19 protein-coding genes are annotated in these 20,930 nt (G+C 68.3%); 6 read left to right on the plus strand and 13 right to left on the minus strand.

Annotation, left to right across the window (positions count from 1 at the left end; genetic code table 11):
- Positions 1-30: 30 nt before the first annotated feature.
- On the minus strand, positions 31-498 hold the full coding sequence (locus GIW57_RS00850) for a hypothetical protein (protein WP_236508884.1): 468 nt from the start codon (positions 496-498) through the stop codon (positions 31-33).
- 159 nt (positions 499-657) lie between these two features.
- On the opposite strand from GIW57_RS00850, the gene GIW57_RS00855 reads away from it, so the two are divergent.
- Together GIW57_RS00855 and GIW57_RS00860 are read left to right on the plus strand one after the other, a co-directional pair.
- A complete protein-coding gene (locus GIW57_RS00855) occupies positions 658-1,620 on the plus strand; it encodes a pyridoxal-phosphate dependent enzyme (protein WP_100462074.1) in 963 nt (320 codons plus the stop codon).
- Positions 1,617-2,249, plus strand: a complete 633-nt coding sequence (locus GIW57_RS00860) for a YdcF family protein (RefSeq protein ID WP_099819815.1) — start codon at positions 1,617-1,619, stop codon at positions 2,247-2,249. The genes GIW57_RS00855 and GIW57_RS00860 overlap by 4 nt, the downstream gene beginning before the upstream one ends.
- Positions 2,250-2,296: 47 nt before the next feature.
- On the opposite strand, the gene bioC is transcribed toward GIW57_RS00860, so the two are convergent.
- From bioC to GIW57_RS00890, 6 genes are all read right to left on the minus strand, one after another.
- A complete protein-coding gene (bioC, locus tag GIW57_RS00865) occupies positions 2,297-3,181 on the minus strand; it encodes a malonyl-ACP O-methyltransferase BioC (protein WP_100462075.1) in 885 nt (294 codons plus the stop codon).
- A 12-nt stretch (positions 3,182-3,193) separates the two neighbouring features.
- Positions 3,194-3,973: an SDR family oxidoreductase gene (locus tag GIW57_RS00870; RefSeq protein WP_236508885.1), complete on the minus strand. Its 780-nt coding sequence runs from the start codon at positions 3,971-3,973 to the stop codon at positions 3,194-3,196.
- Between the two features lie 29 nt (positions 3,974-4,002).
- Positions 4,003-4,782, minus strand: a complete 780-nt coding sequence (bioH, locus tag GIW57_RS00875) for a pimeloyl-ACP methyl ester esterase BioH (protein WP_236508886.1) — start codon at positions 4,780-4,782, stop codon at positions 4,003-4,005.
- 18 nt (positions 4,783-4,800) lie between these two features.
- Positions 4,801-6,024 carry an 8-amino-7-oxononanoate synthase gene (bioF, locus tag GIW57_RS00880; RefSeq protein WP_236508887.1) on the minus strand — a complete coding sequence of 408 codons (1,224 nt, stop codon included), beginning with the start codon at positions 6,022-6,024 and terminating at the stop codon, positions 4,801-4,803.
- Between the two features lie 67 nt (positions 6,025-6,091).
- Entirely contained in the window at positions 6,092-7,135 is a 1,044-nt protein-coding gene (gene bioB / locus GIW57_RS00885; RefSeq protein WP_236508888.1) for a biotin synthase BioB, read from the minus strand.
- A 385-nt stretch (positions 7,136-7,520) separates the two neighbouring features.
- The gene (locus GIW57_RS00890; protein ID WP_236508889.1) at positions 7,521-7,943 is read right to left on the minus strand and encodes an H-NS histone family protein; all 423 of its coding nucleotides are present in this window, start codon (positions 7,941-7,943) and stop codon (positions 7,521-7,523) included.
- 164 nt (positions 7,944-8,107) lie between these two features.
- On the opposite strand from GIW57_RS00890, the gene GIW57_RS00895 reads away from it, so the two are divergent.
- From GIW57_RS00895 to GIW57_RS00905, 3 genes are read left to right on the plus strand one after another with little or no spacing between them, the layout of a single operon-like run.
- Entirely contained in the window at positions 8,108-8,803 is a 696-nt protein-coding gene (locus tag GIW57_RS00895) for a ComF family protein (RefSeq protein WP_117311672.1), read from the plus strand.
- Positions 8,804-8,861: 58 nt separating this feature from the next.
- Positions 8,862-9,413, plus strand: coding sequence for an HdeD family acid-resistance protein (locus GIW57_RS00900; protein ID WP_100462082.1), 552 nt, complete (start codon positions 8,862-8,864; stop codon positions 9,411-9,413).
- Positions 9,413-9,907 (plus strand): hypothetical protein, encoded by a 495-nt coding sequence (locus GIW57_RS00905; RefSeq protein WP_236508890.1) that lies wholly within the window; start codon positions 9,413-9,415, stop codon positions 9,905-9,907. The genes GIW57_RS00900 and GIW57_RS00905 overlap by 1 nt, the downstream gene beginning before the upstream one ends.
- A gap of 1 nt (position 9,908) precedes the next feature.
- Here GIW57_RS00905 and GIW57_RS00910 read toward each other — a convergent pair whose 3' ends face one another.
- The 6 genes from GIW57_RS00910 to GIW57_RS00935 all read right to left on the minus strand — a co-directional run bounded on the left by GIW57_RS00910 (position 9,909) and on the right by GIW57_RS00935 (position 17,219).
- Positions 9,909-11,696, minus strand: a complete 1,788-nt coding sequence (locus tag GIW57_RS00910) for an MFS transporter (protein WP_236508891.1) — start codon at positions 11,694-11,696, stop codon at positions 9,909-9,911.
- Positions 11,697-11,859: 163 nt separating this feature from the next.
- Positions 11,860-12,975, minus strand: a complete 1,116-nt coding sequence (locus GIW57_RS00915) for an amidohydrolase family protein (RefSeq protein WP_236508892.1) — start codon at positions 12,973-12,975, stop codon at positions 11,860-11,862.
- Positions 12,972-13,748, minus strand: coding sequence for a DeoR family transcriptional regulator (locus GIW57_RS00920; protein ID WP_236508893.1), 777 nt, complete (start codon positions 13,746-13,748; stop codon positions 12,972-12,974). The genes GIW57_RS00915 and GIW57_RS00920 overlap by 4 nt, the downstream gene beginning before the upstream one ends.
- 33 nt (positions 13,749-13,781) lie before the next feature.
- A complete protein-coding gene (locus GIW57_RS00925) occupies positions 13,782-15,116 on the minus strand; it encodes a D-tagatose-bisphosphate aldolase, class II, non-catalytic subunit (protein WP_236508894.1) in 1,335 nt (444 codons plus the stop codon).
- Positions 15,117-15,133: 17 nt separating this feature from the next.
- Positions 15,134-16,072, minus strand: a complete 939-nt coding sequence (locus GIW57_RS00930; RefSeq protein WP_236508895.1) for an ROK family protein — start codon at positions 16,070-16,072, stop codon at positions 15,134-15,136.
- The gene (locus GIW57_RS00935) at positions 16,065-17,219 is read right to left on the minus strand and encodes an SIS domain-containing protein (protein WP_236508896.1); all 1,155 of its coding nucleotides are present in this window, start codon (positions 17,217-17,219) and stop codon (positions 16,065-16,067) included. Before GIW57_RS00935 ends, GIW57_RS00930 begins: the two co-directional genes overlap by 8 nt.
- Before the next feature lie 321 nt (positions 17,220-17,540).
- Here GIW57_RS00935 and GIW57_RS00940 point away from each other — a divergent pair, with 321 nt between their 5' ends.
- The gene (locus tag GIW57_RS00940; RefSeq protein ID WP_236508897.1) at positions 17,541-20,900 is read left to right on the plus strand and encodes a TIM-barrel domain-containing protein; all 3,360 of its coding nucleotides are present in this window, start codon (positions 17,541-17,543) and stop codon (positions 20,898-20,900) included.
- Positions 20,901-20,930 lie beyond the last annotated feature (30 nt).

Here is a 20,930-nt window from a genome sequence, read left to right on the forward strand (position 1 = left end):
ATGCAAGATGGAACAAGCGTCAACTGTGCGCTATCTCTCACGATCCATCGCGCGCCAGGGGGAACTGTTCATCCTCGGCGCACGCGGAGCCGGAGCCGGTCGTGCCTGCGGCGGCGGCGAGGGGCGCTCGACACGCTGCGGGGGCTGCGACGGCCGACGCATCGAATCCATGTTGCGCCACGGCGAGCCGCCATTGTTCTGGCGCGGCGGCGGTGGCGGACGGTTCTCGCCGCCATTGCCGGGACGCGGTGGCGGGCGGTGGTTGTGGTGCGGCGGGCGGTAGATCGGCCGCTGGTAGTACGGGCCGCCGTAGCCGTAATAGCCACCGCCGCCGTAATACGGATAGCCATAGTCGGCCGGGTAGCCGTAGGGGTAGCGGTACTCCACCGACGGCGCACCGTGGTAGTAACCACCGCTGCGGCCACCGACATAGTCGTAAGTGGTGCAACCGGTCAGGGCCAGCAACAGGCCACCGGCAAGCATCAGGCGCGTTTTCATGATGGGTCCCCCCAGAGGACGGGTATGCAGGCAGCTTCAGCCGCCGGCGTTGAATCAGCCCTTAACTCCGCCGGCCAGGATGAATGGCGGTGTACGCCAGCATGCTGGCATGACCGATGGCGCCCTCGCCAGCGCGGAGGCATACGTTAATCTTGCGTCATGAGCGATTCACTGTTGCCCCGCGCTGATGACGTCCTTGCCGCCGCCGCGCGGATCGCGCCCCATGCCAGCGTGACCCCGGTGCTGCGCTCGCGCACGCTGGACGCACTGGCCGGTGCGCAACTGGCGTTCAAGGCCGAGCACCTGCAGCGGGGCGGCGCGTTCAAGTTCCGCGGTGCCTGCAATGCGGTGTGGTCGCTGGATGCCGATCACGCCAGTGCCGGCGTGGTGACCCATTCCTCCGGCAATCACGGCGCCGCCTTGGCGCTGGCTGCCCGCACGCGGGGCATTCCCTGCCATGTGGTGGTGCCCGAAGGGGCGGTGGCCGCCAAGCTGGCCAACATTGCCCGGCATGGCGCCACACTCTGGCGTTGCCCGCCGACCATCGCCGACCGTGAGGCCACCTGCGCGAAGGTGCAGGCCGATACCGGTGCGACGCTGGTTCACCCGTACACCAACCCGGCTGTGATGGCCGGGCAGGGCACGGCCGCGCTGGAGCTGCTGCACAGCGAGGGTCCGTTCGACGTGCTGGTGGTGCCGGTGGGCGGCGGTGGCCTGGCCAGTGGCACCGCGTTGGCCCTGCAGCACGCCAGCCCGGGCACCCGGCTGGTGCTGGCCGAGCCGGCCGGCGCCGACGACACCGCCCGTTCGCTGGCGGCCGGCAAGCGACAGGAGGCATTTGCTCCGGACACGATCTGCGATGGACTGCGCACGCTGATCGGTGCGCCCAACTTCGCGTTGCTGCAGGCCGCAGGTGCCGAGGTCATCGTGGTTGATGATGCCGCGACCGTGGCGGCGATGCGTCTGCTGTGGGACGTGCTCAAGCAGGTGGTCGAGCCGTCCTCGGCGATCGTGCTGGCGGCGGTGCTTGCGCAGCCTGCGCGCTTCGCTGGCCTGCGCGTGGGGTTGGTGCTGTCCGGCGGCAATGTCGATCTGCCTGCCCTGCGTTGGGGAGCGCCGTGAGCCGCGGCCGCCATCGCGAACGTACCGGCCTGCTCGGTTGGTTGTGGCGGTTGTTCGTACTGCTGGTGATCTGGCTGCTGGGTGTGACCGCCTGGATCGTCTGGGTCGGCGAACGCGACCAGGCCGCCAAGGCGGACGCGATCATCGTGCTCGGCGCGGCCGCCTATGATTCAAAGCCGTCGCCGGTATTTGAAGAGCGCATCCGCCATGGCCTGGATCTGTACGACGCCGGCTACGCGCCACTGCTGATCTTCACCGGTGGTTATGGCGGCACCGGCGCGCGCTTCTCGGAATCGCAGGTGGCGCGGCGCTACGCGCTCAAACACGGCATTCCCGATGACGCGATCCTCATCGAGACCGCCTCGCGCAATACCGTGCAGAACCTGGTCGAGGCCAAGCGGCTGATGGACCAGCGCAAGCTGCATTCGGTGATCATTGTCAGCGACCCGCTGCACATGGCGCGCGCGCTGCGCCTGAGCAAGGCGCTGGGCATCCAGGCGTTGGCATCGTCCACGCCGAGCACGCGCTTCCGCAGCTTCCATACCAGCTGGCGCTTCCTGGTGCAGGAGATCTACTTCTTCCACCGCGATCTGGTGCGGCCGCCGCTGAGTTCACCGGCCAATACCTGAGCGGCTGCCGCTGCGCTCGCCGGGCCATGCCCGGCGGCGCCTTCGAATCAGGTCTGCTTGCGCCGGATCGGAATCGCCGACACCGGCACGGAAGCAATGTCATGCCCACCTTCGCGGATCGGCGCGCCCGGGTCCGGTGCCCAGGCATGGGCGTAAATCACTTCCCAGCTGCTGGGCAGCTTGCCATCGTCACGGCGCATCGGTTCGTACGCCGCCGCGGCCGCCGCAAACCGACCGCGACCGGTCAACGTATGGCGGCGATCGACGCGTGCGTTGGTCGCGCCCATCGCGCGCAGCTCGCGCATCAACGAAGGCAGGTCGTCGTAGGTGAGGGTGAACAGGTCGCGGTCCAGTACCGGGTCGCGGAAGCCGGCCATCATCAGCGCATCGCCGAACTGGGCGATCTGCGCGAAGCGGCTGACATGCGGCCGGTCATCGGCGGCGGCGAAGGCCTCATTGAGTTCGACCAGCGTGTCCGGCCCGAAGGTCGAACACAGCAGCAGCCCACCGGGCTTGAGCACGCGGCGGAAACCGGCGAACACCGCCGGCAGGTCATCCACCCACTGCAGGCACAGGTTGCTGAAGATCACATCCACGCTGTTGTCGGCCAACGGCAGCGCCGTGGCATCGGCGGCCAGGCGTTGGAACGGCTTCCACCAGCCGGCCTGGCGCTTGGCCTGGTCCAGCATCGGCAGCGCCACGTCCAGCGCGATCACCTGTGCCTTCGGCCAGCGCTTCTTCATCAGCGCGCTGGCATGACCGGTGCCGGCGCCGATATCCAGCACCACCTCCGGCTTGCGCGCCTCCAGGTAATCCAGCGATTCCAGCAGCCGCGACTGCACCTCGCGCTGCAGGGCGGCGGCAGCGTCGTAGCTGGTGGCGGCGCGGGCGAAGGCGCGGCGGACATGGCGGGCATCGAAGTGGGACGGCATTGCGAAAGTCTCTTAGAACGTACCGGGGTAGGCGCCGCCGTCGATCAGCAGGTTCTGTCCGGTGAGGTAGCCCGCCTGTGCACTGCACAGGAAGGCGCAGGCGGCGCCGAATTCGTCCGGCGTACCGAAGCGGCCAGCGGGGATCTGCTGGCGGCGGCGTTCGGCCACCGCCTGCACGTCCCCGTTCTGGCCGGCGGCGTGGGCGAAGTTGGCGCGCAGGCGGTCGGTATCGAACTGGCCGGGCAGCAGATTGTTGATGGTGACGTTGTGGGCGACGGTGCGCCGCGCCAGCCCGGCGACGAAGCCGGTCAGGCCGCTGCGCGCGCCGTTGGACAGCGCCAGCGTGTCGATGGGTGCTTTCACCGATGACGAGGTGATGTTGACGATGCGGCCGAAGCCGCGTTCGATCATCGCGTCCACGGTGGCGCGGATCAGCGCGATCGGCGCCAGCATGTTGGCGTCCAGCGCGGCGATCCAGTCGTCGCGCTCGAACGTGCGGAAGTCGCCCGGCGGCGGGCCACCGGCGTTGGTCACCAGGATGTCGACCTGCGGGCAGGCGGCCAGCGCGTGGGCGCGGCCCGCCTCGGTGGTGACGTCGGCAGCAATCGCGCGCACTTCAGCGGCACCGGGCAGCGCGCGCAGTTCCGCAGCCGCGGCCTGCAGCGCAGCGTCACCGCGGGCGACGATGACCACGTTCACGCCTTCGCGCACCAGCGCACGCGCGCAGCCCAGGCCAAGCCCCTTGCTGGCGCCGCAGACCAGTGCCCAGCGGCCGGAAATGCCCAGATCCATGCGTCAGTCCTGCAGAAGCGTCGGGAGGCTCATTGTCCGCCATCGGCCGGTGACAGGCCGGCAACGAAGTGTTGCAGGGCGGCTGCAACGTCATCGGCATGGCCGAGGAAGGGGGCGTGGCCGCCGTGGGCGACGGTCAGCGACTGCCCGCCCGGCGCCAGCGCGGCAGCGGCCTGCATCGCGGCCGGCGAGACCAGGCGGTCGCGCTGGCCGGCAATCCACAGGCTGGGCTTGCCCAGTGTGGGCAGGGCGCCGCGCAGGTCGGTGTTCTCCAGCAGCTGCAGGCCCTCGCGCAATGCGCGTTCGGTAGGCGCCCCGCGTTCGACCAGGCGCTGGCGCAGGGGGCGCAGTTCCTCGCGGGCATGCGCCGAACCCATCACGTCCAGTGCCAGGAAACGTTCCAGGGTGCCACTGAAGTCCTGGGCCAGGTCACGACCGAACTGCTCGAACACCGACGGCTCCACGGCGTGCGGCCAGTCATCAGCGCGTACGAAGCGCGGTGTGGCAGCGATCATCGCCAGACCACGCACCTTCGGCAGCGTGGCCGCCGCGTGCAGCGCGAACAGGCCGCCCAGTGACCAACCGCACCACACCGCCGGCGGCGTGGCCGCGGCAATGGCGTTGACCACGAACGGCAGACGCAGCGGCGTGCTGTCGTCTCGGCTGTGGCCGTGGCCGGGCAGGTCGACCAGATGCAGCGTGAACCGATCGGCCAGACGCTGCACCAGCGGCGCAAACACGCCGCCCTGCAGGGCCCAGCCGTGGATCAGTACCAGGTCCGGCCCATGGCCGGTCACTTCGATATGCATGGGGAACTACACGATCACTCAGGCCAGCGCCGGCAACGACGGCGGCAGCACTTCGCGCGTGGCAAAGGCCACGCGGTCGCGTGCAACGGCGATGGCCTCGACCAGACCGCGCACCTGTTCGGTGGTGTGCAGCGCGGACAAGGTGACGCGCAGGCGCGCCTTGCCCTCCGGCACGGTCGGTGGGCGGATCGCGCCGACCAGCCAGCCGGCCTGTTCCAGCGCCTGCGACATCGCCACGGCGGTGTGGTCGTCGCCACACAACAGCGGCTGGATCGGCGTTTCCGATGCCATCAGATCCAGCCCGTGACGTCGCGCTTCGCCGCGGAACAGTGCAATCAGATCGGCCAGCTTCGCGCGCCGCCAATGATCGCGGCGGGCCAGCCGCACCGCCTCCAGCGCGGATGCCGCCAATGCCGGCGCCATGGCGGTGGTGTAGATGTAGGGGCGTGCGGTTTCGGCCAGATGCTCGATCAGGTCTTCGCGGCCGAGCACCAGCGCGCCGGAACCGCCGAGCGCCTTGCCCAGGGTGACCAGCTGCAGCGGCACATCGTCCACGCCCAGGCCGGCTGTGGCGACCGCGCCACGGCCATCGCCAAGCACGCCCACGCCATGCGCATCGTCCACGTAGAACAACGCCTGCTGCAGGCGCGCGACCAGCGACAGTGCACGCAGCGGCGCGATATCGCCATCCATGCTGAAGACACCATCGGTGGCCAGCATCGCTGCGCCCTCGGGCGCATGCTTGAGCTGGCGCATCGCACCTTCCGCATCCAGGTGCGGGTAGCGGCGCAGGCGCGCGCCGGCCAGCCGCGTGGCATCGAGCAGACTGGCGTGGTTGAGCTTGTCCTGCACGCAGACATCGTTCTCTTCGCTCAGCAGCGCCTGCTGCACGGCCAGGTTGGCGGCGAAGCCACTGCCGAACAGCAGCGCACGCGGGTAACCGAGCCACTCGGCCACTTCGCGTTCCAATGCGTCATGCAGCGCGTGGTGGCCGCAGACCAGGTGCGAAGCCCCGGCACCGGTCCCTTCACGCGCGGCGGCGTCCTGCAGTGCGTTGACCACGCTGAACTGCTGGGCCAGGCCCAGGTAATCGTTGCTGCAGAAACCGGTCAGCCAGCGCCCATCGACTTCCAGGCGCACACCATCGCGACGGGTGACCGTGCGCCGTGGGCGGCGACGGCCTTGTGCATCGCGCAACGCGCGCTGGGCTTGGAGGCGGGCGGTCAGGTCGGGGCGTGCCATGGCGGCTGGATGCGGCGACGGGGCGGCTAGGGTAGCGCGTTGCCGCGGCGCCTGCTTGGCCGCCGGCTCAGGCCGCGTGGGCGCAGCCGCAGCCGGGGGCATCGGCGCTGATATCGGCATGCACGGTGCCACCATGGTCGTGACCGTCGGCGTCCACCTGCACCGCCATCGGCTGCAGCCCCAACCGTGCGAACAGGGCCATGTCGCGCTCGCTCTCCGGGTTGCCGGTGGTCAGCAGCGTGTCGCCATAGAAGATGGAGTTGGCGCCGGCCAGGAAGCACAGCGCCTGCAGTTCGTCGCTCATCGCCTCGCGGCCGGCCGACAGCCGCACCATCGAACGCGGCATGGCGATGCGCGCCACGGCGATCATGCGCACGAACTCGAACGGGTCCAGCTCGGCACTGCCATGCAGCGGCGTGCCGGCGACCTGCACCAGCTTGTTGATCGGCACCGAATCGGGATGCGCCGGCAAGGTGGCCAGCGCCAGCAGCAGGCCGACGCGCTGCGCGCGCGTTTCGCCCATGCCGACAATGCCGCCGCAGCAGGTCTTCAGCCCCGCATCGCGCACATGGCCCAGCGTATCCAGGCGATCCTGGTACTGCCGGGTGTGGATGATCGAGTCGTAGTAGTCCGGCGCGGTGTCGAGGTTGTGGTTGTAGTAGTCCAGGCCGGCGTCCTTCAACGCGCGCGCCTGTTCGCCACTGAGCATGCCCAGCGTGGCGCAGGTTTCCAGGCCCAGCGCCTTCACTCCGGCGATCATCGCAGCCACCTTCGGGATGTCACGGTCCTTCGGCGAACGCCAGGCCGCACCCATGCAGAAACGCGAGGCACCGGCCGCCTTCGCCTGGCGTGCCTTGGCCAGCACCGCGTCGGTGTCCATCAGCTTCTGCGCGTTGACCCCGGTGCTGTAGCGCTGCGCCTGCGGGCAGTACGCGCAGTCTTCCGGGCAGCCACCGGTCTTCACCGACAGCAGCGTGGAGACCTGCACCTGGGCCGGGTCGAAGTGCTCGCGGTGGACGGTGGCGGCGCGGAACAGCAGTTCCGGAAAGGGCAGGTCGAACAGCACCTGCAGTTCGTCGTGGTGCCAGTCGTGGCGGATGGCGGTTGCCATGGCGGGACCTTGGAAGGGCTGGAGCGAGGGCGCAGTCTGGGTGGGGCCGCAAACACTGTCAACCCAGGTAACGAAACGGCAGTTTACAGTGCGCCATCGCCCGGATCAAAGGCGATGGCGCCACGTTCGCCGCGACGCCCGGGCGGTGAGAATCCGCATGGACACGCATCGCGAAGAAGAGCGGCATCGCATCGCGGCGCTGACCGATAAGGACATCGCGTGGATCGATCAGCAGCAGCTTTTCCGGTGTGACGGTCAGTTCCGCAACGTTGCCCGTGTCGTGGGCACAGCGATGTCGCTGGACCCCGGCCGTCAGCCGGGAATTCCAGGTGTGATCTACGCAGGGTGTGTGCGCTGGTCGAGCGCTGCAGCGAAGTGTGCCGGGTCAGCTTTGCTTGAAGACGGTTCGCTGGCCGATCGTGCGGGTCTTGCTGGCGTCCGACCGGCCGAGGCCGGGAATCAGGAAATCGGCAGGGCTGCGGCCATGCCGGGTCTTCTCGGCAAGCCAGCGCGGCATCCGGCCACGGCCGGACCAGGTGTTGCGCTTGTTGTCCGGATCGCGGTACTTGGGCGCCACCTTGCCCAGCTTGCGCCGCGTGCCCCGTTTGCGGGCCGGCGCCGTGGTCTCGGCGGGCGCGGTGCCGATCAGTTCCTCGATCGTGTAGCCGCATTGCGCGGCGAAGGCGATCAGCTTGCGTCGGACAACGGCCGCCGGGCGGCGGCTGGCGACCAGCGCCCGCCGCTGCTCGGCCGCAGTCACAAGGGTGTTCAGTTCGCGCAGGCTCAGGTGTTCGACGTCGATTTTCATGCCGCGAAGGGTCCTGACATCGCGGCAGCCTGTCAAGCAGCGGACGATTCACCCAACCCGCCACTGCCGGCCGCAAATGGCCAGGCGCGGAGCGCGCCGTTCACCTACGCGCATGTGCTTGCTTCGCCGATGGGCAGCATCCACCTGCGGGGTGAAGCTGCGGCATGCGCATCCCAACAACCTTTACGCTTGGCGAACCGTTGCAGGCCGCCTTTCGCCTGCTGCTGCCCCTGCGCTGCCTGGTCTGCAGCGAGCCCGGCCACGACACCCTGGACCTCTGCGTCGCCTGTCTCGCCGATCTACCGTGGGCGGGCCGCGCCTGCCTTCGCTGCGCGCTGCCGCTACCGGACGAAGCCCTGCCCATCTGTGGCACCTGCCGTGACGAGCCGCCGTCGCAGACCGCTACCCACGCCAGTCTGTTGTACCTGCCGCCGGTCGACCAGCTGCTGGTCCGCTACAAATTCCACCAGGACCTGGCTGCCGGACGCCTGCTTGCGCAGTTGATGCTGCGCAACCCGCCGCCATGGTCGTGCGCGCCACTGGTACCCGTGCCATTGCACGGAAAGCGACTGCGCCAGCGCGGGTACGATCAGGCAGCCGAGTTGTGCCGGCTGCTGCGCCTGCCAATGTGGCGCGGGCTGTATCGTCGTCGCCATACCGCACCGCAGTCCGAACGCAGCGCCGAGCAGCGCCGCGACAACCTGTTCGACGCCTTCGATGTGCGCGGCGCCGTGCCGGCGCGGCTGACCATCGTCGACGACGTGATGACCACCGGCAGTACCGTGCTGGAGATTGCAGAAACGCTGCGGCTGGTGGGGGCTGAAGAAGTACGTGCATGGGTCTGCGCGCGGGTGCCGTGATCGCCCGTTTCATTCCCAGGGGCTAGGATGATCACCTACCCGGATCGAAGGAGTGGTCATGAATTCCCCCTTGTCTCCCCTGTTGTCCGCCGTTGGACGCAGCTGGTGGATCCTGCTGCTGTACGGTCTGGTCGCGCTGGGCTTCGGCATCATCGCGATCGGCTGGCCGATGTCGGCGGCCATCGCGCTGGCGTGGACGCTGGGTGTGATGGCCATCGTCGAAGGCGTCATCAGCCTGCTGGCGCTGATCACCGGTGCCAGCGGCGCCTCGCGCGGCTGGCTGCTGCTGTACGTGGTCGCCTCGCTGGGCTTCGGCATCCTGGCCGTGATCAATCCGCTCGCCACTGCCAGCGTGCTTGTGCTGTTCCTGGCGGCATGGCTGCTGGTGGCGGGCATCTACCGCATCGTCTTCGCCATTCGCGTACGCAAGCAGATCCAGGGTGAGTGGCTGCTGATCCTCAGCGGTGTGCTGGCCATCGTGCTGGGCCTGCTGTTCGCGGCCAATCCGTATGCCGGCGTGGCGGTAACCACGTTGTGGATCGGCATCGGCAGCCTGCTGTACGGCGTGCTGCAGGTGCTGGTGGCGTTCAAGCTGAGGAAGCTGCGTTGATGCGGGGCTGGAGCAGATGGGCGCTGCTCGGCAGCGGCCTCGCGGTGTTGCTGCTGGTGGGCTGCAACCGGCTGCTTCCGGCGGAGACACGGCATCCGCCGCGGCAGGGCGTGCAGGTGCAGATGCGTGTGGTCGATCCCGATGGCCGCGCTACCCTGCAGTGGCAAGGGCGCAGCATTGCCGTGAAAGAGCCGCCGATGCTCACCAGTGCCGATATCCTCGACGTGCGAGCGGAGCTGGACGCCGCCCACCAGCCCGTGCTCGAACTGACGTTCCGCAAGGAGTCCGCCGGCCGGTTGCTGCACGCGACCGAGGCCCTGGTGGGCAAGCAGGTCGCCCTTACCGTCGATGACCACGTGCTGTCCGTGGCCACCATAGGGGGCCCTTTTGGCGAGTCCATGCAGGTGGTTGGCACGGACATGAGCGTGGCCGAAGTGCACGACATGGCGCGCTACATCGTCCACGGCGGCCCTGCGCCGTCACAGCAGCGCTGAATCAGCGCTGCTTTCCTGCAAAGCCGGCTTCGATCTCTTCCAGCGAGCGCCCCTTGGTTTCCGGCAGCCACAACGCGGCCACCAGGAAGAACACGAACGTGCAGCCGGCCCAGAACAGGAACATGCTGGCGTAGCCGTAGTGCCCCACCGTCGGCAGGAAGATCGCGGCGATGGTGGTGGACACGAACTGGTTGATCAGCAGCGCGATGCTCATGCCGTTGGAGCGGATGCGGTTGGGCATCAGCTCGGACAGCGCCAGCCACACGCACACGCCGGGGCCAACCGCGAAGAACGCCACGAACACCAGGATGCAGGCAGCGACGGCCCAGCCATGCGCGGGTGGCGGGATCGGGCCGATGCGTGCCTGCTCGATGCGCAGGGGTGCCTGCGCGCCACTGGCCGGGTCGGCGAACGGATTCAGGTGCAACGTGCGGAAGAACGCGCCGATGACGCTGTCCGGCTGCACGGTGCCGGCGCGTTCGATGCGCAGCTCGCGGTCGATCAGGTTGTCACTGCGCAGGGCGCGCACGTTGGTGAAGTCGCCATAGGCGTAGGACACGGTCAGCTGCAGCGGCCGGCCCTCGCGGTCGACGCCACCGGCAAGACGCTGCCACTGCGCGTCGTCGAGCACCAGTTGCAGGCCGTCGCCACTTACCGCGGCCTGCAGCTGCGGCTGTACGTCGGCGCGGCCTCGTTCGGCCTGGAAGAACAGCGTTGCTGCGGCCAGCAAGGCAACGCAGATGCCGCCGCTGCCCAGCATCAGCAGGAACTTGCGGCCCTTGCGGTCGACCAGCAGCAGCGCGACCACGGTCATCACCGCGTTGAGCAGCTTGATCGCCACGTCGGCGCCGTTGGCGACCGAGCCGGACAGGCCTGCCTGGTTGAGGATGTTCACCGCATAGGCCAGCACCGAGTTGATGCCGGTGGCCTGGGTGCAGGCCAGCACCACGCAGGCCAACACGAACGGCACCACGTAGCGACGGCTGAGCAGCGGGTCGCGCTTGCCGCTGCTGCTGCTCGACTCCGGCGCCTGGATCTGCGCCAGCGTGGGCTCGACGTCGGCAGCGGGCAGCACGCGTTGCAGGCTGCGGCGGGCATCATCGATGCGGCCACGGCGCACCAGCCAACGCGGCGATTCGGACAGCCAGAAAATGCCGGCGCAGAACAGCAGGCCCGGTGCCAGGCAGGTCCAGAAGATGGTGCGCCAGGCGTGGTCCTTCACCGTGAACAGTTCCTGCGCCTGCTGCGCGACCGGCAGCGAGCGCACCGCTTCCGCGGCGGCGTCCACGGCATGCGCGTGGTACAGGCCGATCAACGCGGCCAGCACCAGGCCGACGGTCAGCAGCAGCTGGAACATCGCCGCGCCGCGACCGCGCCGCTCGGGGCTGAGCACTTCGGCCAGGTACAGCGGGATGACCACGCCGATCAGGCCACCGCTGACACCCTGCAGCAGGCGCCCCAGCAGCAGCGGGGTGTAGCCCGACGCAAGCGCCATGATCGGGATGCTGGCGGTGAACAGGATGCCGGCCAGCAGCATCGCACCGCGACGGCCGATGAGGTCGGCGATCATGCCGGCGAACAGCGAGGACAGCACGCTGCCCAGCAGCACCGCGGCGACGACGAAACCGAGCTGCTGGCTGCTGAGCTGCCAGGCGTGGCTGGCGGTGGCTTCAAGGTAAGGCAGGGCGCCGGCGATGATGCCGATGTCGATGCCGTACAGCAGGCCGCCGAGGCCGCCGATGAACAGCAGGTAGCGTACGGGCCAGCGCGGGGCGGTGCTTGCGGTCATCGACAGGTTCCCAAGGGGCGGAGTGCTTTCTGTAGAGCCGAGCCATGCTCGGCTGCTTTCCGTTCCGATATCGAGGTACCCGTGCCGCGCCTCGCGCGCGGTGAGCCGAGCATGGCTCGGCTCTACAGGGAGCCTGCGCGGCATCCAGGCCGCATCGGGTGCGTCAATTCAAATCGATCACGCGGCCACCGACCACGACCTGCTGCAGGCGCAGTTCCGCATCCAGCACCACCAGGTCGGCACGGGCGTCGGGCGCAATGCGGCCGCGATCGCTCAAGCCCAGGTAGTCGGCGGGGAAGGTGGACACGCGCTGCGACGCGTCAGCCAGATCCAATCCCACCTGCACCAGATTGCGCAGCGCCTGGTCCATGGTCAGCGCGCTGCCGGCCAGCGAGCCGGTGGCCAGGCGCACGCAGCCGCCGCACTTGTGCACGCGTTGCTCGCCCAGCGCGTACTCGCCATCGGGCATGCCAGTGGCGGCGGTTGCATCGGTCACCGCGTACAGGCGTGGAATCGCGCGTGCGGCCAGCCGGATCACGCCCGGGTGGATGTGCTGCAGGTCGGGAATGATCTCGGCGTACTGTGCGTGCGCCAAGGCAGCCGCGGCGATGCCAGGCCGGTAGTGGTCGACGCCGGTCATGCCGTTGAATAGGTGGGTGAAGCCGGAAGCACCCGCCTGCAATGCGGCCACACCTTCCTCATAGGTGCCGGCGCTATGGCCAAGCTGCACGCGGATACCGAGTGCGGACAGTGCGGGAATCAGTGCAGTGTGCTCGCCGATCTCGGGCGCCAGCGTCATCACCCGGATCGGTGCCAGTGCGTGCAGCTGCTGCACCAGCGCCATGGTCGCCTCGATCGTGCGGTTGGGCTGTGCGCCCAGCCGCTGCGGGCTGATGAAGGGGCCTTCCAGGTGCACGCCGGCGATGCAGGACGCGTCGGCATCGGGCGCGGCCATCGTTGCCGCAACGCCCTGCAGCGCGTACTCGATCTCGTCCAGGCCGGCGGTCATGGTGGTCGCCAGCAGCGTGGTGGTGCCGAAGCGCGCATGGGTGCGGGCGATGGTGCGGGCCACATCGCCGCCCTGCATCAGGTCGACGCCGGCCGCGCCATGTACGTGCAGGTCGATGAAACCGGGCAGGATCACCGGCAGCTGCGGGTCATCGCCGCCGCTGTGGTCGTCCACCTGCAGCTGGCGCACGTGCGAATCGAACTGGACCTGGCCGCGACGCCAGCCCAACGGGGTGAGGATGCGGCCGTGCAGGGAGCGGGTGTCGGTCATGCGGGTGGCTCGGCGATGATCACTTCGATGCCCAGCCGCTGCAGCCCTTCGCGGGTTGCCTCGTCGATGCCGGCGTCGGTGATGATGGCGTGGATCTGATCGAGGCGGGCGATGCGGTGCAGGCTGACGCGGCCGAACTTGGAGGCGTCGGTGAGCACCACGATGCGCCGCGCGCGTTCGACCATGCGGTGGTTGAGGCGGGCTTCGGCTTCGTCGTGGGTGGTCAGGCCGAACTGCAGGTCCAGGCCATCCACGCCCAGGAACAGCGTGTCGAAACTGTAGGAGTTGAGGCTGGCTTCGGCCTGGCTGCCCTGCAGCGACAGCGATTGCTGGCGCAGCAGGCCACCGGTCAGCAGCACGGTGATGCCGGCGGCGTTGGCCAGTTCCCAGGCAATGTTCAGGCCATTGGTCATCACCGTCACATCGCGGTGGTCGCGCAGGTGGCGGGCCAACGTCATCGTGGTCGAGCCGGAGTCGATGATGATGTTGTCACCGGCCTGCACCAGGCGCGCGGCTGCGGTGCCGATCGAGTCCTTCAGCGGCAGGTTCAGCGCATCCTTTTCATGGATGTCCTGTTCCTGCGGCGGCGTTCGCACCAGGGTGGCACCGCCGTGGGTACGCGTGGCCAGCCCCTGCGCTTCGAAGTGGGTCAGGTCGGCACGGATGGTCACCGCCGACACGCTGAAGCGCTCGACCAGATCGGCCACCTGCACCGAGCCGTGCTCGATCAGCAGCTGCAGGATCTGTTGCCGGCGGGAGCGGGTGTTGCGCATGGCCATTCTCGGTTTCGCAGGGAAAGGTAGAGATTAGCCGTTCGCAAGTGCGGCGGCAGCCGGACTTGCGTTTTGCTTGCGGGATCCGGCCCGGTTGGCGCTGCAGGCGCGGGCGTATTCGCCCAGGCACAAGCCGATGCGATGCTGCACCAGGGCGGTAGGCGTATTGGCCAGGGTGCCCTCGCGCACGGCGCGGTACTGCTCCGGCAGATACTGGCTGAGCAGCACCAGCGGCGGTGCGTGCTGTTCCAGGTTGGCGAACAGGGTCTGCACGGCCTGCAGCAGCGCCGGCTCACCCCAGTAGTAGCGGCAGCGGTCGCTGAAGGAATAGCTGCGCAGCAGGCGCAGGGTCGCTTCATCGCCCTGGTAGTAGGACTGCCAGGACTTCGGCTGCGCCACCATCACCTCGTCCAGCACCTGCGGTAGGCGCGAGCATTGCGCGGCCGGCAGCAGCTCGGCTTCGATGGCAGCCAGCGCGAACAGCGCTTCGCGGTAGGCGAAGGTGGCCGCGGGTCCGACCTTGAGGATGGCGAAATGGTCGCGCACCAGGGCATGCAGGCCACTTTCGCGCTGGTAGTCGGTGGAATGCGCTTCAAACACGATGCGCGGTTGCTGTTCGAGGAAGTCGGCCAGTTCACTGGCGGCGGCAGCGTCGTACTCGTGCACGCTGCTGTGGTCGAAGTCCACGCCCGGCTGAACCACCATTGCCAGCACACGCTGCCACGCATCACGCAGCTGCGGGGTATCGAAGGCCTGCTGGTGGATGGCCAGGGTCTGTGCGGCTGCGGCCGGAGTGGTCACCTGCAGGCCGCCGGCCAGCGAGGCTTCGCCACCGGGAATCGGCACTTCGGTGCCGATCACATAGACCGGCGGCGGCAGGCCGTGTTCGGCGGCGGTGCGCTCGGCGATTTCAGCCAGCTCGGCCGAACGCGCAGCGACGATGGCATCGGGCAGCGGCACCGGGTCATCGGCGCAGGACATGCTGCAGTCCAGGTGGATCTTGTGGAAACCAGCGGCGACGTAGGCCTCGATCAGCACGCGTGCATGGGTCATCGCTTCGGCAGCCGGGCGCTTCTGCCAGGCATTCGGGCCGAGGTGGTCGCCGCCGAGAATCAGCCGCTCGCGCGGGAAGCCTTCTTCATCGGCCAGCGCGCCGACGTAGTCGCGGTACTGCGGCGGGGTCATGCCGGTGTAGCCGCCGAACTGGTCGACCTGGTTGGAGGTGGCTTCGATCAGCAGCACGGTATCGTGCGCCAACGCCACGTGCATGGCCGCACGCAGCACCTGTTCGTTGCTGCAGCAGACGCTGTACAGGCCGACGTTGGCACCGGCGCGGTGGGAGGCAAGCAGGGTCTGCAACGGGGACATGGTCAAGCTCCGGTCAATCAGGAAAACGAGGGTTGGCAGGCCAGCAGGGCGGCACCGCGTGCGCCACCGGCATCACCGAAGCGCGGTGGCACGATGGGTGGCACCTGCACGCCGTTGAACAGATGCGCGGCGATGGCCGCAGGCAGCAGCTGGTACAGCGGTGCGTACTGGGAAAGACCACCGCCGAGCACGATCACGTGCGGGTCCAGGGCCAGCACCAGTGCGGCGAGGCTGTGGCCGAGCAGGTCGCGATGGATGTCCAGCGCCTGCCGTGCACGTGTATCGCCGGCTTCGGCCAGGGCGATCACCACGCTGGCATCGGCAGCGCTGCCACCGAGGTGGCGCTCGATCATCGCCAGGCCACTACCGGACACGTAGCGTTCCACGCAGCCCTGCAGGCCGCAGGCGCAATCGATCAATGGCAGGCCATGGCGCTGCAGCAGGTGGCCCGGCACGCTCCAGTGTCCCCATTCGCCGGCCAGGCCGTTGAAGCCGGACAGCAGGCGCCCCTGCAGGCAGAAGCCGCCACCGGCGCCGGTGCCGAGGATGGCGCCGAACATGCTGGGGTAGCCATCGGCGGCGCCGCCATGCGCTTCAGAGAGCGCGAAACACTGCAGGTCGTTGCCGAAATGCAGCGGGCGCTGCAGGCGTGCCTGCAGATCGGCCGCCACGCATTGGCCGGTCAGCGCAGGAACATTCGCGCTGAGCTGGCGACCGCTGCGACGATCACGCACGCCGGGCAGGGCAATGCCGATGGCCGCATCGCTGCGACCCAGCGCGGCATCGGCTTCAGCGACCAGTGTCACCACCGCCTGCAGGAAGCCGTCGTAGTCACCCTGCGGAGTGGCCACCCGGCGCCGCCAGGTGACCTGCATCGCCGCATCGCACACCACCAGTTCTATCTTGGTGCCACCGATGTCGATGCCGTAGCAGGCGTTGGCGATCAGCTCAGCCATGGTGGATGGTGACACCCTTGACCACGCGGTTGACGGTGCCGTCCGGGAACGGATTGTCCGGGGTCAGGCCAAGTGCGGCCGAACGCTGCAGCGCGTACAGTTGCGCAAAGCCCAGCCACACCGGCGCAAGCCACGGGTCATCCAGTGCCGGCACGGTGAGGGTGTAGTCATCGTCCGCGCCGATATCCGAATGCGGGCCGATCGACAGCACCTCGCCCGCCACGCCGTCACGGCGCAGTTCTTCCAGCAGATCCTGTTCATAGCGGCGCGCCAGCGGCTGCCCGCTGCGCAGCACGACCACCAGGGTGCTGCCGTCCAGCGTGGATTTCGGGCCGTGGCGGAAGCCGAGCGGGGTGTTGGCCAGCGCCAGCACGCGGCCGGCGGTCAGCTCCAGCACCTTCAATGCGGCTTCGCGTGCGAGCGCTTCCAGCGGGCCGCTGCCAAGGTAGATCACCCGGTTGAACGGGCGCTGCGCCAGCGCGGCCACCGGTGCGTCCCACTGCGCCTGGCCTTCGCGGGCGAGACCGGCAATCTGCTTCAGGCGCGCGATGCGTGCATCCCACGGCGAACGGTCGAACACGGTCAGTGCGGCCAGCAGCATGCAGGTCAGGCTGCTGGTCATGGCGAAGGCGCGGTCGCAGCTGGCCGAGGGCATCAACAGGGTGCAGGTGTCGGCACGGCCGGCGCCGCGACGTGCCAGTTCGCCATCGGCATTGCAGGTGATGTCGAGGAAGCGCGCATCATCCACGTCGCTGCGCACGCGATCGACGGCGGCAACGCTTTCGGGGCTGGAGCCGCTGCGGCCGAACGACACCAGCAGGGTCGGACGGTCGCGCTGCAGGTACAGCGCCGGGTGGGTGAGCAGGCTGGTGGTATGCACCACGCGCACATCGGCTGGCCACTGCGCGTTGATGGCATCGGCCACCATTTCGGCGATGAAGCCGGAACTGCCGGCGCCGGTGAACAGCACGCGCTGGTTCGGGTCATTGAGGCTGTCGCCGAGGAAGGCCTGCAGGCGGTCGCGGGCACGCGACAGATCCTGTGCAAGGGCTTCCCACAGCGCCGGCTGCTGGGCGATTTCGGTAGCGGTATCGGCTCCGCCGCGGCGCTGCCAGGCGGACACATCGGAAAGCAGGGTGACGTCCATTCGGAGGTTCCAGTTGGGCCAGCGCACCATCTGCGTTTTCTTTCGAAATGTCAAATACCGAAAGTAAAAGGAAAGATATTGCCGTCCCGACTTTCCCAGCGCGGCAGGCCGCTGGAAACGAAAGAAGCCGCCGGATGCCGTATCGCACAATGCTTAACAGGGGGCTGCAAGCGCTTACACAAAGTATTGCGGCGCAACAACTTTCGTTTCATATAAATATATCTTCCTTTTTCCTTTCAATTTGTTGACATCTTTCGAATCGCTGCCCTAGAGTCGGCCCAACCGCTTTCGAAACGCCCGGTGAACGGGTTGGGAGTCCGTGTGGAAATCTGCGTTCGTCGTTCGCCACTGCTGCTGGCCCTGTTGCCGGCATTGCTGTCGGCGTCCCTGTCGGCCCAGGCCGCACCGGTCGGCAACCTGCGCTCGGTCAGCGCCAGTGCCAGCACCGACGGTGTAAGTGGCTGGGACCTGCAGACCGACAACGGCACGCGCATCCGCATCGAACTGCCGGCCACCGACATCATCCGCGTGCAGGCCGGCCGCAACGGCAAGCTGACCGGGGCCGGCGACAAGGCCGCGCCGATCGTGCTGCCGCAGCCCAAGGCCAACGTGCAGGCGCAGCTGGAAGAAGACGCGCAGGAGATCCGCGTGCGTACCGCCGCACTGGTGCTGCATGTGCAGCGGCAGCCGCTGCGCCTGCGCCTGGAGCGCCTGGACAACGGCCAGCCCACCGCGCTGTGGCAGGAACTGCAGCCGTTGGACCTGGATGCCGCGCAGAGCGTGCAGGTGTTGTCTTCGCAGGCCGATGAAGGCTATTACGGTGGTGGCCAGCAGAACGGCCGCTACCAGTTCAAGGGCCGCGAGCTGGAAGTCTCGTACTCCGGCGGCTGGGAAGAGGGCGATCGCCCGAGCCCGGCACCGATGCTGCTGAGCAGCCGTGGCTGGGGCATGCTGCGCAACACATGGAGCGATGGCAGCTACGACCTGCGACAGAGCGACCAGGCCACCCTGCTGCATCGCGAAGACCGCTTCGATGCGTACTACTTCGTTGGCGCCGATCTGCCGAAGCTGATCGAGCGCTACACCCAGTTGACCGGTCGCCCGAACATGGTGGCGCGCTGGGCGCTGTCCTACGGCGATGCCGATTGCTACAACGACGGCGACAACAGCAGGAAGCCCGGTACCGTGCCCGAAGGTTGGAGCGACGGCCCGACCGGCACCACCCCCGATGTGATCGACAGCGTGGCCAAGCAGTACCGCGCCAACGACATGCCCGGCGGCTGGATCCTGCCCAACGATGGCTACGGCTGCGGCTACAAGCAGTTGCCGGAAACCGTGAAGGGCCTGGCCGGGTATGGCTTCCGCACCGGCCTGTGGACCGAGAACGGCGTCGACAAGATCGCCTGGGAAGTGGGCAAGGCCGGCAGCCGCGTGCAGAAGCTGGACGTGGCCTGGACCGGCAAGGGTTACCAGTTCGCGATGGATGCCAACCGCCAGGCATTCAACGGCATCCTCGACAATTCCGATTCGCGCCCGTTCCTGTGGACGGTGATGGGCTGGGCCGGCATCCAGCGCTATGCCGTGGCCTGGACCGGCGACCAGAGCAGCAGCTGGGATTACATCCGCTGGCATGTGCCGACCCTGGTGGGTTCAGGCCTGTCCGGCATGGCCTATGCCAGTGGCGATGTGGACGCGATCTTCGGCGGCAGCGCCGAGACCTTCACCCGCGACCTGCAGTGGAAGGCGTTCACGCCCGTGCTGATGGGCATGAGCGGCTGGTCGTCCAACGCACGCAAGCACCCGTGGTGGTACGACGAGCCCTACCGCAGCATCAACCGCGATTACCTGAAGTTGAAGATGCGCCTGACCCCGTACATGTACGGGCTGGTGCACGAGGCCGCGCAGACCGGTGCACCGCCGGTACGTGGCCTGATGTGGGACAACCCGCGCGATCCGCACGCGCAGGATGAAACCTACAAGTACCAGTTCCTGCTCGGCCGCGACCTGCTGGTCGCGCCGGTGTACCGCAGCCAGGCCGCCAGCCGTGGCTGGCGCCGCGACATCCACCTGCCCGCCGGTGGGTGGATCGACTACTGGGATGGCCGCCGCGTGCAGGCCACCGCCGATGGCCGCCAGCTGGACCGTCAGGTGGACCTGGCCACGCTGCCGGTGTTCGTGCGTGCCGGTGCGATCCTGCCGATGTACCCGTCGATGCTGTTCGACGGCGAGAAACCACTTGATGAGGTGACCTTCGACCTGTACCCGCAGGGCGATTCGCAGTACACGCTGTACGAAGACGATGGCAACACGCGCCGCTATCAGCAGGGCGAGTCGAGCACGCAGAAGATCACCGTGCAGGCGCCGGCGCAGGGCAGTGGCCCGGTGCAGGTGCAGATCGATGCGGTGCAGGGCCAGTACAACGGCCAGCTGGCGCAGCGCCGCTATGGCCTGCGCGTGCTCAGCCGGCAGGCGCCGCGTGCAGTGCAGTCCGCCGGCCGTACCCTGCCTGCGCTGGCCGATGCGACCGCGTTCAACAGCGCCAACGAGGGCTGGTACTTCGACGCCAAGGAGCGTCGCGGCACCCTGCACGTACGCACCGCAGCGCAGGACATCCGCCAGCCGCTGCAGCTGCAGCTGGACTTCGCCGTCGCCGCAGCGGCCACTGACGATGCCTACCCGGCCGCACCGGTGCTGGGCCGCGAACTGCCGGCCGACAGCCTGCTGGTGGTCAACCGACCGGCCGAAGAACCCGGCCATGCGCTGGAAAATGCCTTCGACGATGATCCGGCCACGTGGTTCCGCAGCGTGCGCAACCAGGCCGTGCGCACCGGTGCCCATGAGTGGGTGATCGGCTTCGGCGAACGCAGGATGATCGACGGCATCGACATCGCACCGCGCAACGACAAGAACTGGAAGCACGGCCAGGTGCGCGACTACGAGGTGTACCTGGGTGACAGCAATGGCGTGTGGGGCGAACCGATCGCCCGCGGCCACCTGCAGCTGAAGGAAGGCGTGCAGCGCATCGACTTCCCGGCGCACGCCGGTCGCCTGCTGCGCTTCCGCGTGCTGAGCGTGCAGAACCCCGAAGGTGATGGCGCCAGCAGTACCGATCCGATGGTGACTGCTGCGCGGGGCAGTGCGCGTGCCTTCGATGCGCTGCAACCGCGCGACGTCGGCCCGATTGCCCTGTCCACCTTCCACATCCTCGAACACCAGGAACCGGAGCGACCGGCCCGGCAGCGCTATCTCTCCGAGCTGCCGGTGCCGGCCGCGCTGGCCAGCCAGGTGCGCGCCGACAAGGCGTTCACTGGCGACGCCGGCATGCGCATGAACGGCCTGCAGTTCCGCCGTGGCCTCGGCGTAGCCGCCAACAGCCGCATCGACCTGCGCCTGCAGGGTGGTTGGCGCCTGCTGCGTGCCGACCTCGGTATCGACGACGCCTGCCGCACGGCCGGTGGCCTGCAGTTCCAGGTCTGGGGTGACAACCATCTGCTGTATGACAGCGGCCTGGTGAAGGCGCCCGGCGTGGTCAAGCCGGAGCTGGATATCCGTGGCCTTTCCACCCTGAGCCTGCGCACGCTGGGTGCGCAGGGCAGCCAACCCGCCCAGGTCTGCGCCAACTGGGCCAACGCCGTACTGATCGGCCAGGAGGGCGACTCCGCCAGCATCGTCGCCCCATGACCGCCACGTAACACCGCTCCTCCCCCGCCC

Source organism: Stenotrophomonas sp. PA-6-5C (assembly GCF_021605635.1).
Classification (GTDB): Bacteria; Pseudomonadota; Gammaproteobacteria; order Xanthomonadales; family Xanthomonadaceae; genus Stenotrophomonas; species Stenotrophomonas lactitubi.